Origin of the sequence: Donghicola sp. (genome assembly GCF_025210255.1) — a bacterium.
GTDB lineage: Bacteria > Pseudomonadota > Alphaproteobacteria > Rhodobacterales > Rhodobacteraceae > Donghicola > Donghicola eburneus.
Genome location: NZ_JAOARZ010000019.1, coordinates 57,718 through 69,643, shown reverse-complemented (window position 1 = coordinate 69,643; position 11,926 = coordinate 57,718). Strand labels below are relative to the sequence as shown.

Below are 11,926 nucleotides of genomic sequence, written 5' to 3'. Positions count from 1 at the left end.
TCAAGTCAGGGTCAGGGTCCACTGGTCGTTGCCAGTGACGGGCTTCGGGGCGAAGTTGAGCGGCCATTCCTTGATGCCCTGCGCCTCAACGGGGCTGCCCGGACGTTGGACCTGCGCATTCGGGACTGCGATGGTCGCGATGCTGCCAGCGGTTTTGCCGTGCACGAGGCTGACAGCCACGGTGCCCTGATCACGGGCCAGCGCGAACGGGTCGAGAGTAGAGAGCGCCACCGCCTCGATCTGGGTTTCGAGGGTTTCGGCGCGGTCGATGATCTCGATCGCCTCGGCCCCGATCAGGAAGCGCGCCTCGACCTCGTTGCCGAGCATCAGGGCAAAGTTGCGCATCACGTGGCCCGTGCCGTCGATGGTGAAAGTCGGGGTGTTCGCCGCAGAGCCCACCAAGGGCTTCTGGAAGGCCGAGACATCTGCCGTGGGCAGGGCTTGGGCCACAGGCTTGGTCCAGAGGCCGGTGAACTCGAACTCGATGATCGGGATGGCGGATGCGTTGACGCGGAACGTCGCGGTGCCACGGGCCCCGAGCAGCGCATAGAGCGTGCCGTCGATGTTCAGATAAATGGTCGCGCTCTCGAACCCGTCGGAGATCGGGTTATAGGTGACGCTGGTGCTGGCTGCGATGGTTTCAGCCGCACCGCAAGCCCGCAAGAGCGGACCCCATGCGGGCGCTGTGCCTGCGGTGCCAGATCCCGCCAGTTCAATCTGGAAGGTCATGCGCGAATGCAAGTCATAGGGAATGGTGCCATCATTGCCCAGGAACGGCTGATCGTGACCGCGCTCGGCGTCCGATCCCTCCATGGGCTGGATGCTGATGTTGCTCGCCAGCATGGCGTTCGCCGCACCGGTCGGAGTGGCGTCTGTGCCATAGGTCGTTTCGATCTTGGCCAGCAGGACCTTCTTACGGAAACGCAGGGACATTTAAGCCTCCTTCTTCGCGCCGGATTTGGCGGTCTTTTTCGGGGTCTCTTTGGTGCGGGTCAGAGCACCGTCCTCGTCGCGGGTGTAGCTCCCGCCGGATTGGGGCAAAGCGGTCATGGCGTGATCCTCAGTTGATCGTTGATGGCAAATTCCAGCTGGTAGGCGATCAGGCCTGTGCCGGGGGTGATCAGGTTGCCGCGCACCAGCTCGAAGATCCCGAGCGCGTCTTCCCCGCCGTCCCATCCTGCGACTGCGCCGATCACAGCCTTCACCAGGGGATCGAGCGTCTGCAGGGCGCGGTTCCCCGTCGCATCTGCCGCATTCACCAGAATGACCACGGCAACAGTCTCGCGCACGGACTGGACAAAGAGTCCGGCGCTGGCCTCAGCCGTGCCCCCCTGCAGCCCCAGTGGCAGCACGTAGGCCGCCAAGGCGCTCTGAGGTCGAGAGCCGCGCTGCATCAGGTCAGCAAACTCCGCCGCCCCGTCCACGCGTCCGGAAAACTCGGAGACCTCAGCCTTCAGTCTGGTGATGACGGCGTCGATCATCAGATAAAGCCCTTCAGGCTTGTCTCGGTCATCGGACGGGCGCGGTCAGTCACGCGGGCCCCGCCGCCGCCAGTGGTGGCAGGGGTGACGCCAGCGATGTCCAAGGTGATAACGCCGCGGGCGATGTCTTTGAGGGTATTCAGCGCATCGCGGTAATCTGCCTCGATCTTCGGCGAGGGCTCATAGACGTGCAGCTTGTGAATGGTGATGGCTTTGGCGACGGTCTCCAAGAGCGGCGGGACCTCAGCCATGGGCAGCACATACCGGCCCCCGACATACCCGTCGATCACTGCATCTGCATCCGCGATGGCCTCGGCCACCACGTCAGCGTCGATGGTGTCTGTCGCCACGTCCCCGCGGTCGGTCAGCTGGATCAGGATCAGCTCGCCGTAGCGTTTGGTCAGCTCGTCTAGGGTGGTGTAGGGCACGGCATTAAACCTCTGTTAAAAGCCCGGCGGCAGAAGCGCCGCCGGTTTCGGTGTCAGTCGTCCGAGCCGTCTTCAACTTCGACGGTCAGCTTGGGATCGCCAGAGATCGCTTCGACCTCTTCGTCCGTAAGTTCAGAGACAGGGATGCGCACAGGCTCGGGGCCGAACTTTAGACCCGCCCGCCAGCGGCCCTTGCGGGGACCAGTGACAATCAGCACATCGTCATCTGTGAGGCCCCACGGCGCGACATCGTTCTCGTCGCCCTGGGGGACAGCTGCGGATGCTTCAGGCTCGGGGGCCGCAGTTGCGGTCCCCTCTTCCTGCGCTTCGGCCTGAGGGGCCGCAGCTGCGGCTTCCTCGGCTTCGGTGATGCGGCTCAGCAGGAGCTCGTCACCAGTGTTCCACTGATACGAGACCCCCAGAGCGTCGGCCCGTGCCTCTAGCGCGAGGCGGTCTTCAGACTTATCGCTCATAGCTCAGGGCCTCAGGCCAGCCACGGCACGACCAGAAGGTCGGCGGTGTCGAACCAAGGGTTGGTGGCGCCTGCATCGTTGCGCGCGGCTTTCAGGATTTCCTGTGCCTGTTCGCGCAAGGTCGGGGGCACGACCAGAAGGTCGGGCTTCAGACCCAGCGGACGCCCTCCGTCGCCCTTCATGCTCTCGATCGCAGCGTAGGCCGCCGCGAAGTTGGTCGCATTCAGGGTGTCTTTCGACGCGTAGGCCAGCTGGGGCAGAGAGTAACCGGCCACCATGCGGCAGTCCGCGCCGTAGACGAAGGTGTCGTTGAAGAACACGTTGTCGTCGTTCGGGTTGTCCTTGTAGGTGAAGGCGATCGGCTTGCGCTCTTGCAAGATGATCGGCTTCACCTTGCGGCGGGTCGAGAGCAGGAACCACGGGGTGCCAGAGCCGCCGCCGAAGTTCGAATACACGGTCTCGTTGCCATCTTCGTCGGTGATCGGGTGATCGGTGTCGAAGAAGTTCTGGCCGTCGAAGCATTCGGTGTCGAAGCCCGCCTTCAGAGCATCGTAGACGAGCTTCTCGGGATGGGTGCCCGCGCTTTCGCCCATTTCGGAGAAGAGCAGCGAGTACTGGCCGAGGTTGTCGTCCTCGATGTCGTCGCGGCCCACTTCGATGGTCATCTCGAACTTGCGGTTCTTCAGCGAGTAGTCCGACTCGGCCAAGAGGTTCAGAACGCGGGGGCCGATCCATTCGCGCATGCCGGGCAGCTTCTTCAGCCAGCCATAGCGGTTTTCGCTCGTGGTCGATCGCACGGTGGTCGCCACGCGGTCGCGGGTGCTTTCCGCTGCTTCAAGGGCGCCTTGAAACTCGGTTTTAAAACCGGCGCGCAGCGCGTTCAGAGAAGTGCTGTTGATAATCATGTCAGGGGGTCCTTAGGCTGCGTTGGTCAGGGCTTCGTCCATGCGGACCCACACCCCGTTTGCATCGACATCGTCGACAATGCCCGCGGGCGAGCGGGTGGACGTGCCATCAGTTTTGGCAACGGTCTGGTCATCTACCGCGTAGGCCTTCTGGCCAATGTCAGCGATGGTGATCTCGTCTGCGCCTGCGCTGTTGGCCCAGTAAAAGGTGCCGGGGCGGAACTCGGCGGTCTTGTCGCCAGCAGAGCCTGCGCTGTTGTCGACGGCCTTCTCGGCACGGCCAACACCCACGAGGCCGGTCGCAGTCTGGCCCTCGACGATGTAGCCAGAGGCATCGCGCATCAGCATCGCGCCAGCGTAGATGGTGGTGGATGCGGCGACAGCGCCCGACCGGGAAATGCCGGCACGCGACGGGGTGGAACGATCTGCGGTCAAAGCGGTCATGGCTTAGTCCTTCTCGGCAGCAAGAGTTTTTGCGTAGGCATCGTGGGGAATGCCCAGAAGGTCAGCGACCTTCATCTGTTCGCTATTCAGGGAGGTCTGGGTCACGTCGCCCGAGGGAGGCGTGGCAGTGGTCTGGGTGTCGTCGAGGCTCGGCAGGCCGTTCAGGATGGCCTCAGTGCGCTCGGCGTTTTCCATGTGCATCGAGATGTAGGCATCGCGGCTGGCCTTGACCCCGACGCGCTTGGCACGGATCGCGGCGTCGACGGCGTCCTCTGCAGTTTTGCGGGCCGCCGTAGATTTGAGCGTCGCGTTCTCGGACTGGAGCGCGGTGACGGTCTGCGTCAGTTCGGCATTGGCCGCGTTCAGAGCGCGGGCTGTGTTGACCAGGTCATCAGGGCTCGTGCCTGCCGCCCCCAGAGCGGTTCCGACAGTGACCAGCGCAGATTGCATAGCGACCTCGTCGTCTTTCTTGGTCGCGGCGATGGCCTTCATCACATCTTCTTCGGTCGCGTCCGGTGTGAGGCCGAGAGCCTCGATCAGGCGTTCCATGAACGTCATTGTGGGGTGCTCCATATTGAGCGCGGTCAGTCCGCGCAGGTTCGGGCGGTTCACGAGGCTGACCGCCTCGATCGCGATGATTTCTTTTTTGTCGGTGTGCAGGATCACAGGAGACACAGAGCGATACTGGCGCTCGGCCATCATCTCGCGGCCCGTCTTGCTCCACTCCACGCGGCCCCAGATGCCGTCAGCGCGAGCGTCCATCTCGACAATCCAGCCGCGCGCAGGGCTCGGAAGCCCCTTGCCTGCGGCGAGGTGTAGAGAGTGGTTTTCGTCGATGGGAATGCGGGACCGTGCGTCGAACGAGGCCGCGATGATGGCGGGCAGGTTCAGGGCGCGGTATGGGCCACGGTCATCTACCGTCTGGACATCACCAACCGGCAGAATGTGGATCCACTGGGGGATCGATGCTTCGAGCGTCTGCTCGGCAAGAAGGGCGATATGTGTCTGCGTGCTCATAGGGCGATATTGCCGATGGCGCGCAAAGCAATGCAGCCGCTAGGGCTTGCGGGGTCTTCTCTAAAATCTGGGGAAACGTGCTCTTAGGGTGCGCCGCAGGACGGCTTCGGTCAATCCCCTAAGGCCTCGGAGAGGTATTCTTCAATGGCTTCGATCAGAATGCGGCTGTCTTCGGTCCCGACGCCGAGATAGGGGCGCGCGGGGATATCGCCCCAAGGCATGGGCATAGAGAACTTCCGCCCGCGCTTGTCTGTACCGCTCTTTGTCCCGAACGCCCCCTTTTTGGCCCCAAACTGCATCACAGCGGCATAAATCAGGTTCGAGCCCCAGCGCACTTCGCCCGGCTCGGCCTCGTAGAAAATCTGTGTTGAAAGCTGCTTTGAAGGGCCGAAGAGCGGACGGGGATCAATCGGGTCTTTGCGAGCCCTGTAGGCCTCCAAGGTCGCGGGGGTTTTGGCCGCCCACTTTTGCCCGTCCGGGCTCTGGCCCTCTTTGAAGTTGCCCTTGGTGCGCTCGATCATGATCTCGCCGAGCTCTTGCATCAGAGGACGCATGTCTGACACCGCACCCGCCACACGGGCCAGCGCCGCCTTCACCTCATTGGCCTGAACATCAGCTTTGATCATCAGCTGGTCCGCCAACCGACGATGTTGAGCATGCGCTGATCGAGTTTGGGGACGAGATCCAGAATGCCGCCCCCATGGGTTACCTCGATCGCATTGCCGCGCACCTGCAGTGACGCGATGTCATTCAGCGCTTGCCCGAGCTGCGAGACCTGCTCGCGGGTGTGTCCCTGCCCCAAAAGGGCGTTCATGCCCCCACGGGTGAGAGCAAACTGCATCTGATCGGGCGCGATCTCTTGCAGCACCTGCGACCACTGGCTCTGGACCGGCCCCAGCGGGCGGAACGCCGCCCCGCTAAAGCCTGCTTCTACATTTGCGGCGAATCGCCCCAGATCATCGGCCACGCTGGTCAAAGCTCGGTAAGCCGCACCAAACTGGTCGATCACAGTCTCTGGCAATTCGGCCATGAACCCGCTGGCGATCTGCGACGGCCAATCCACTGCTTTTTCCGCCAGAACCTGCACCGTATGGCTCACGGTTGCCCCTGGTGCGTAGGCCCATCCCTTACCGATACCTGAGGGCGCGCCTGTCTTGGCGTCGAGCATCTCCCAGCCATCGGGTAAAACCTTGTCCGGATCACCGCCCACACGGGCAATGCCGGCGCGGGTCCGTGCGCCCACGGCATAGCAGCTGCAGCCCCAGCCATTCGGCGGATAGTGGGTCAGCCAGAACGGGTGATCGGGCTCCAGCGCGATCCGATCCCATGCCAGATGGTGCAGGCGCGGTTCGATCGAGCCGCCGTGCCGGTAAACCCAGTATTTAAACCCGCCCGCTTCGAGCTGCGCAAAACGGCCCCCGTGGTAGCTGGTGGCCATGTTGGTGCGGTAGATGACGCGGGTGCGCCATGCCTCGCCGCCCTGACTGCCCTCGCCGGTCCAGCCGTGCCAGCCGCGGGTCTCGACGATCTTGCGAAAGTCGCGGCGAAACGCCTCCAGCCCCGTGCCCTCTGTCACTGCGCGATCCACCGCACTGGCCAGATCGGTCAGAAGATCGGCTTTGATCGCCCCTGCCACCATAAACGCTCGATCATGTTCGGCCTGCCAAAGGTCATCCCACGCGGCAGTCGGGACGAGATTGCCAAGGCGCTGGCGGAACGCGGTCACCTGCTCGGTGAAGGGCTGGCGAAAGATCGCGGCGATTTCAGTCACGGGCGTCATCCTCTATGGCTGCGCGGCCACCTGCTGCAGCGGCGGTCTGCGCCGCTCCCAGAACATCGGCCAGATCACTGATCGGAATATCGGGGAAGGCATGGGTCAGCATCTCGTGCAGCTCGTCGAGATCCCCAGCGGCCTCCATCATCGCCTCGATCTGCTCGACCATTTTGCCCACCAGCGGAGCTGCTTCACTGGCCAATCGGACCACCGAAGGGTCGAACGGCTCAGAATGGCCCGCTGAGCCCTCTTGGGCCTGCGCGGCCACAGTTGGGCGCGCGGAGGGCGTTGGGGTATTAAATGGGTATTTAACGGCGCTCCCTGCCATATCCTCGGCCCCATCCGAGGGGGCAGATGGCACAGGCGGGGCCTCTGAGGCGGTTTTCCCGGCGGCAGGGCTCAAAACGCTCTCTCCCTCTGCCGCTTCCTTCAGGCCGAACTTCGACAGCACGGACGAGGTCGAAACCCGAAGTCCGCGATCCACGAGCGGGGTCACCGCGTCGGTGAAGGCCTTGAGGTCTTCCGGCTCGGGGCGCTCGATCTTCAGGCGCGGGTAGTCGCGCTGGGGGCCGAACTCCAGCTGCATCCAAGGGCGAATGAGATCGCGGTTGAGGATTGCCGCCAGCGCATTCGCATCCGCCGTCTCAATGTCTTTCTGAACCTCGCGATGTTCTTTTCCCGACCCGAGACCGCCCACCTCGGCATCGGTGGTCGAGGTCTGCCCGAGGATTGCCTTCGAGACCTGCTTATCGAGCCAGTTGCATCGGCTCTCGTAATGGTCGGTCGATGACCCGACGTTCCCGCTTTCGACGAACTCGATCCGCATGCTCTCGGGGATGATCGCCGCGCAATCGCCGCCGATGTTGGCCACAGCCCGGAACAGAGTTTTGCGGTCCTCGGCGCTGGCCCCCTGACCATAGCGGCCGATCCGGATGGGCTGGCCATAGGTCTGGGTAAAGATCGCCCAATCGCGCTGGGTGTAGGCCTTGAACATCCACGACCACACCGCAAGGCGGGCAATGCCAGAGCGCAGGGGCAGACCCGACTTTGCCTTCATGCGGGCAAAGATGAACTTGAACGCCGGATAGGGCATTTCCTGCCCGTGCTCGGACAGCATGATCGGCGTGGTCAGATCTCGGCGGTCAAACCGGAACCAGCGGGGGTCGCGGTATTCCAGACGCGCGGGGCTCCACTGCCCTTCCGAGGTGTCCCAGATGATTTCAGTGTGGCTGTAGCCCTTGCCCACGGCGTCGAGGATGTCAAAGACCTCGTCGGTCAGCTCGTCGCGGCGTAGCCATTCGCGCACCCGCTCGGCCATTTTGACCTGCAGCGGGTCATCGCTGGCATCCTCGATCGAGAACCCGATCTGGCTGACACTGCGCTTCCGCGTCCCCAGAACGCCCGAGTAGTGCAGATCCCGCTCTTCAATCGCCTCGGCCAATTCCAGATACTGGACCGCATCGCCTGTGTCGGCTGCGCGCAGAATGCCAGCGAGCCGGTCAGGGGTCAGACCATCCGCCGGATAGCCGGTCACAGGGGTCCGCACAGACCCGATGCTGGCCGCCGAGACTTCCTCGGTCAGAATGCGCTTCTCTACGGGGCGACCCCATTGGTCTAGCAGCGTCATGATTTTGTCTCGCACTCACTTTGTCCGGAATTTTTCGAGCGGACTGATACATCCGCATCAACTTGGTTCAGCCGGATGGCGAGGTTTAAGAATTTCTCCATCTTTTCTAACCGTGCTTGGCGCTGAAAATGGTTGGGCAGGACTCTTTGTTGCTTCCCGACTTGCGACAGGAAGTTTTCAAAGGTGGCGACGAGATCATGAAACTCGGAAAGCAGCCTTTCTAGGTTGTTCCGCTCTTGCCCGGCTTGAACTTCTTGCAAGCCGAATTGCTGCGCCTTGAGCGCACGCTGCGCAACTTCCGCGCACTCTTCTGCGATCTTGCAAAGATGATATTGATCTGAGTTCATTTCTTCTCCCCCCGACCACCTGAATATGGCGGCGGACCACAAGGTTCATTCGGCGCGGAATACCCGCCCACACGAACCCGATCCTTCTGCCCCGCACCCTTTGACCGCTTGCCAATCGCTCGAACGGCTTGGCCGATCACCGTGTCGATCGACATGGCGAACTGCCAGCCGAAGCCCGCACCAATTCCCACGAAGAGCCCGATGCCGCACATCAAAAGCAGTTGTTCAATGGTTTCCATCTCAAAGCCCTCCGCGTAGCCGTGCCCCAAGGGGCGCTCTCAGCCATGACCGCCCGCCCGCGGCGTCCTGCGCCTCGTCATCGTCCTCTGGGATTTGGCCAGAGGTCGGGGCGACGGATGTGTAGTGGTATTCGACCCAGTCCTGACGGCTGGCAAAGTCGGCCAGCGCCAGCGCGATCGCATAGTCGCCGTGACGGCGCATGCCGCTGGTGCCTGTCCGCACATCGGGCACCCGAGGCACCCCACGGATTTCCTTGACGGCCCGCAGGTCGGTCACGTGCTCTGCATCCGGCGCAAGCGCGATGGTGCCGTCCTCGAACCGCTTTTTAAGTCCTGGCATGTGCTGGCGATACCACTCGACGCTGAACTTGATGGCCCAGACAACGCCGCCGCTGTCCTCGCTTTCGCGCAGGCCAAACTCGCGGCCCATTTCCTCGGCCACGATCCAGCCCATGCCGGTGGCGTCAAAGGCAGCGCCGATCAGGCGTTCGCGCACATGGGCCATGACGCGGCGGGTGACCTCGCACTGCTCGCGCCCTGGCACGTTGCGCATCTCGACCGCCAAGGCCTCGCGGCGGGTCAGGTCCGGATCGATGCCCAGAAGGTCGAGGACGGTCAGGTCAGCCACGCGGGCAAAGTCGAAGCCAAGAGCATACTGGCGAGACAGGTCGAGCCCCTGCAGGACGGCATCCAGTTCCGCATAGAACGGGCGCATGGTTTCAGCCTGATCCGCATCGGACCGGCGCAGGAAGTCCTCGGGCAGCTCCAGACGCAGGATCGGGGCATCGGCGGTCATCCGTGCCTCGATCAGCGGAGCGGGCAGCCAGACGCCAGTGCCTGCTTTCGGAATGCAGTGCAGCTCTTCGTCCGCATCGGCGCCATAGAACTTGAAGATGCTGTCGATCCACGCCTGCTTTGCCTCTGGCGTGTTCGGCTTGCCCGTGACCAGCGCGATCCGCTCGTAAAGACCGTCTTCAATGGCGTCTTCAAAGGTCACTGTCAGGACCTCGCCAGCACGTTCGCCAGAATGGATGTCCTTGATCAGCAGATTGAACGGGTTGTCCGCCCCATCATGGGTCGAGATGACGAGCACCTTGCCGCCCCACATCAAGAGCGCCATGGCGGCCTTCAGCAGCTCGGCCAGCTCATCGTGGAACGCGGCCTCGTCGAAGATCACATACCCCTGACGGCCCCGCAGTGAGCGCGGCTTCGAGGTCAGGGCGACGATCTCATAGCCCGAGGCAAACCGGATGCGGAACGCGTTGATGTCTTTCTCTTCGCCGCCGTCATCCTGATCCTTGAACAGGAACTGCTCGACCCCAGAGGCCGCAGGGATGAACGCCCGTGCCCACATGGCGCAGGTGTCGATGAACTCTCTGGCCATGTCCAAGTTATAGCCGATGTAGAGCACATCCATGCCCCCGGCGCTGCGACGGGCACCAGCGGTCAGCACGGCGTCTGCCCCCACGGCCCATGTCATACCGATCCGGCGGGACTTCTCGCAGACCACCAACTGCTCGGCGGCGGTCGTGGCCAACAGGCGAGCCTGATAGTTCAGCAGGACAGCGGGCAGACCCTCATCGGTGCTGAGAGCCTCGGGCAGCGACTGGTTATTCTCGGCGCGGCGGGCATCGAAGTCCTGATCGTTCAGCGTGTCAGCCATGACCACAGTCTCCGAATGCCTTTGGGTTTCGGTGCATCGGGGGCGTTCGCCTCCAAAACAGCCTGCCATGCGCCCTTTGCGAGGATCACATCGTCGCGGACCTTGTGCACCAGACCGCGCCGCACCAGACGGCGCACCTGCACCTCGGGCACGCTGCGCAGCCGGCCATACTTGGCGAGGTCTGAAATCACCGCACGATCAGAGCGGCAGAGATTGGCGGCGTTCACGCGGTCGCCTCCGCTTTGTGCATTGCGCCCAAGGGCATCACTTTCCCGTATGATTGAATGAGCGTGCTGATCTGACGAAAATGCATTTCCTGAATGAGCTTTGCTGCGGTTTCGGCATCTACCCCAAGCTCCCGTTGCAGAAGTTCAGCGCATACGCAGCCTTCAACTACGAGAATGCCCACTGCGCGTTTGAGTAGCTCTTCGCCCTCTGGCTTCTGCTTGCGAGCCAAGTCGGCGATCTCGCGCACCAAAGTCGAACTACGAATACGTTGTTGGGAAACCTCGGTCTCTTTCACAGTGACCTGATCCATCAACTGGCGGATGGTGTCCGCACCGCGCATCAGTGAGCGGCAGAGCATGTCCATCCCGCGCCCCTTGAGGGCCTTGCCGTGCTCTTCGAGGTCGTTTGCAATCTGTGCCGGGGTCGCCATCAGAGGATCTCCCAGTAGCCGTCAGTCAGCTTGGCCTTCAGGTGGCCTGTGATCTCGACAGCAGGCTCGATCGAGATCGCGTCATAGACCCCATTCCAACGCCAACCGATTGCGGGCTTCATCTTCATGCCAACCGGGATGCGATAAAGCTCAGAGCAGCCACAGGGGCACACAAACCAGAAGCCCTGCACGTCGCCCTCTTTCGGGTCATCCATAGGCAGCCAGTAAGAGCCTTTGATCTTTTGCTGTTTGTGCAGCTTGCGGTCGGGGTAGTGGATGGCGCGCAGCTTGTCTTCTTTGTCGTAGATCGCAGTGGTCATGATACCCCCAACAGTTTCTTCCGGAATGTCTGGATCGCGTCATCGGTGAGACCGCCTTCGCGGGCGATGGCCTCCATCTCGGTCGCCGCCTCTTCGCGCGCCTTGCGCTCGATCCGGTCGCGTTCGTCCTTCAAGAGCTTCTCGCGCATACCCGACGACGACATCAGATCCTTGAGCATGCGCCCGAGGTTCATCAGGTCCTTGGGGTCGAGGTGGCCGTCCTCTTCGCGCACGGCATGGATCATGTGCACGGCAGAGGTCGCGATCATCTGCATCAGCACCTTGTGCAGCTCGCCCTCGGCCTCGATGTCCATGTCAGACAGCAGCGTCTCGGCAATCGAGAAAGCTTCACGCTGGTCTTTAAGGGCTTTTGAAAACCGCCCCACGGCAGACTTGCCGATCGACAGGGACAGACCGTTCTCTTCAAGGCGATCATTCAGGGCGCCAGTGACGTCCTCGATGTCGCCAAAGCCGCGCTGGCTCAGCTCTTCACGCAGCCAGTCGCGGATTTCCTCGGGCAGCAAATCTATCTTGCGCGGTGCTGGCATCC

The 11,926-nt window shown here is 62.6% G+C and carries 17 protein-coding genes; all 17 read right to left on the bottom strand.

The window, feature by feature from the left end; all coding sequences use genetic code 11:
• Positions 1 to 933, bottom strand: coding sequence for a hypothetical protein (locus tag N4A58_RS06185; protein ID WP_293708404.1), 933 nt, complete (start codon positions 931 to 933; stop codon positions 1 to 3).
• 113 nt (positions 934 to 1,046) lie between these two features.
• Positions 1,047 to 1,481 carry a hypothetical protein gene (locus tag N4A58_RS06180; RefSeq protein WP_293708403.1) on the bottom strand — a complete coding sequence of 145 codons (435 nt, stop codon included), beginning with the start codon at positions 1,479 to 1,481 and terminating at the stop codon, positions 1,047 to 1,049.
• Complete coding sequence (locus N4A58_RS06175; protein WP_293708402.1) at positions 1,481 to 1,909, bottom strand: DUF1320 domain-containing protein; 429 nt, start codon at positions 1,907 to 1,909, stop codon at positions 1,481 to 1,483. Before N4A58_RS06175 ends, N4A58_RS06180 begins: the two co-directional genes overlap by 1 nt.
• A gap of 53 nt (positions 1,910 to 1,962) precedes the next feature.
• The gene (locus tag N4A58_RS06170; protein WP_293708401.1) at positions 1,963 to 2,382 is read right to left on the bottom strand and encodes a hypothetical protein; all 420 of its coding nucleotides are present in this window, start codon (positions 2,380 to 2,382) and stop codon (positions 1,963 to 1,965) included.
• 11 nt (positions 2,383 to 2,393) lie between these two features.
• Positions 2,394 to 3,287, bottom strand: coding sequence for a Mu-like prophage major head subunit gpT family protein (locus N4A58_RS06165; protein ID WP_293708400.1), 894 nt, complete (start codon positions 3,285 to 3,287; stop codon positions 2,394 to 2,396).
• A 12-nt stretch (positions 3,288 to 3,299) separates the two neighbouring features.
• On the bottom strand, positions 3,300 to 3,731 hold the full coding sequence (locus tag N4A58_RS06160) for a hypothetical protein (RefSeq protein ID WP_293708399.1): 432 nt from the start codon (positions 3,729 to 3,731) through the stop codon (positions 3,300 to 3,302).
• A gap of 3 nt (positions 3,732 to 3,734) precedes the next feature.
• Entirely contained in the window at positions 3,735 to 4,748 is a 1,014-nt protein-coding gene (locus N4A58_RS06155; protein WP_293708398.1) for a phage protease, read from the bottom strand.
• A gap of 110 nt (positions 4,749 to 4,858) precedes the next feature.
• Entirely contained in the window at positions 4,859 to 5,374 is a 516-nt protein-coding gene (locus tag N4A58_RS06150) for a phage virion morphogenesis protein (protein ID WP_293708397.1), read from the bottom strand.
• Positions 5,374 to 6,528: a phage minor head protein gene (locus N4A58_RS06145; RefSeq protein WP_293708396.1), complete on the bottom strand. Its 1,155-nt coding sequence runs from the start codon at positions 6,526 to 6,528 to the stop codon at positions 5,374 to 5,376. Before N4A58_RS06145 ends, N4A58_RS06150 begins: the two co-directional genes overlap by 1 nt.
• Entirely contained in the window at positions 6,512 to 8,149 is a 1,638-nt protein-coding gene (locus tag N4A58_RS06140) for a DUF935 domain-containing protein (RefSeq protein ID WP_293708395.1), read from the bottom strand. Before N4A58_RS06140 ends, N4A58_RS06145 begins: the two co-directional genes overlap by 17 nt.
• Complete coding sequence (locus N4A58_RS06135; RefSeq protein WP_293708394.1) at positions 8,146 to 8,496, bottom strand: hypothetical protein; 351 nt, start codon at positions 8,494 to 8,496, stop codon at positions 8,146 to 8,148. Before N4A58_RS06135 ends, N4A58_RS06140 begins: the two co-directional genes overlap by 4 nt.
• Positions 8,493 to 8,735: a hypothetical protein gene (locus N4A58_RS06130; RefSeq protein ID WP_293708393.1), complete on the bottom strand. Its 243-nt coding sequence runs from the start codon at positions 8,733 to 8,735 to the stop codon at positions 8,493 to 8,495. Before N4A58_RS06130 ends, N4A58_RS06135 begins: the two co-directional genes overlap by 4 nt.
• A gap of 1 nt (position 8,736) precedes the next feature.
• Positions 8,737 to 10,398, bottom strand: a complete 1,662-nt coding sequence (locus N4A58_RS06125; RefSeq protein WP_293708392.1) for a terminase family protein — start codon at positions 10,396 to 10,398, stop codon at positions 8,737 to 8,739.
• Positions 10,383 to 10,625 carry a hypothetical protein gene (locus N4A58_RS06120; RefSeq protein ID WP_293708391.1) on the bottom strand — a complete coding sequence of 81 codons (243 nt, stop codon included), beginning with the start codon at positions 10,623 to 10,625 and terminating at the stop codon, positions 10,383 to 10,385. Before N4A58_RS06120 ends, N4A58_RS06125 begins: the two co-directional genes overlap by 16 nt.
• Complete coding sequence (locus tag N4A58_RS06115) at positions 10,622 to 11,056, bottom strand: hypothetical protein (RefSeq protein WP_293708390.1); 435 nt, start codon at positions 11,054 to 11,056, stop codon at positions 10,622 to 10,624. Before N4A58_RS06115 ends, N4A58_RS06120 begins: the two co-directional genes overlap by 4 nt.
• Positions 11,056 to 11,376, bottom strand: coding sequence for a DUF6527 family protein (locus N4A58_RS06110; protein ID WP_293708389.1), 321 nt, complete (start codon positions 11,374 to 11,376; stop codon positions 11,056 to 11,058). Before N4A58_RS06110 ends, N4A58_RS06115 begins: the two co-directional genes overlap by 1 nt.
• Positions 11,373 to 11,924: a phage protein Gp27 family protein gene (locus tag N4A58_RS06105; RefSeq protein WP_293708388.1), complete on the bottom strand. Its 552-nt coding sequence runs from the start codon at positions 11,922 to 11,924 to the stop codon at positions 11,373 to 11,375. Before N4A58_RS06105 ends, N4A58_RS06110 begins: the two co-directional genes overlap by 4 nt.
• Between the last annotated feature and the right edge of the window lie 2 nt (positions 11,925 to 11,926).

Coding starts and splice junctions, on each gene's coding strand:
- N4A58_RS06110 (WP_293708389.1), bottom strand. CDS start 11,376: ATGACCACTGCGATCTACGACAAAGAAGACAAGCTGCGCGCCATCCAC.
- N4A58_RS06170 (WP_293708401.1), bottom strand. CDS start 2,382: ATGAGCGATAAGTCTGAAGACCGCCTCGCGCTAGAGGCACGGGCCGAC.
- N4A58_RS06165 (WP_293708400.1), bottom strand. CDS start 3,287: ATGATTATCAACAGCACTTCTCTGAACGCGCTGCGCGCCGGTTTTAAA.
- N4A58_RS06180 (WP_293708403.1), bottom strand. CDS start 1,481: ATGATCGACGCCGTCATCACCAGACTGAAGGCTGAGGTCTCCGAGTTT.
- N4A58_RS06150 (WP_293708397.1), bottom strand. CDS start 5,374: ATGATCAAAGCTGATGTTCAGGCCAATGAGGTGAAGGCGGCGCTGGCC.
- N4A58_RS06145 (WP_293708396.1), bottom strand. CDS start 6,528: ATGACGCCCGTGACTGAAATCGCCGCGATCTTTCGCCAGCCCTTCACC.
- N4A58_RS06140 (WP_293708395.1), bottom strand. CDS start 8,149: ATGACGCTGCTAGACCAATGGGGTCGCCCCGTAGAGAAGCGCATTCTG.
- N4A58_RS06135 (WP_293708394.1), bottom strand. CDS start 8,496: ATGAACTCAGATCAATATCATCTTTGCAAGATCGCAGAAGAGTGCGCG.
- N4A58_RS06105 (WP_293708388.1), bottom strand. CDS start 11,924: ATGCCAGCACCGCGCAAGATAGATTTGCTGCCCGAGGAAATCCGCGAC.
- N4A58_RS06115 (WP_293708390.1), bottom strand. CDS start 11,056: ATGGCGACCCCGGCACAGATTGCAAACGACCTCGAAGAGCACGGCAAG.
- N4A58_RS06160 (WP_293708399.1), bottom strand. CDS start 3,731: ATGACCGCTTTGACCGCAGATCGTTCCACCCCGTCGCGTGCCGGCATT.
- N4A58_RS06185 (WP_293708404.1), bottom strand. CDS start 933: ATGTCCCTGCGTTTCCGTAAGAAGGTCCTGCTGGCCAAGATCGAAACG.
- N4A58_RS06155 (WP_293708398.1), bottom strand. CDS start 4,748: ATGAGCACGCAGACACATATCGCCCTTCTTGCCGAGCAGACGCTCGAA.
- N4A58_RS06130 (WP_293708393.1), bottom strand. CDS start 8,735: ATGGAAACCATTGAACAACTGCTTTTGATGTGCGGCATCGGGCTCTTC.
- N4A58_RS06125 (WP_293708392.1), bottom strand. CDS start 10,398: ATGGCTGACACGCTGAACGATCAGGACTTCGATGCCCGCCGCGCCGAG.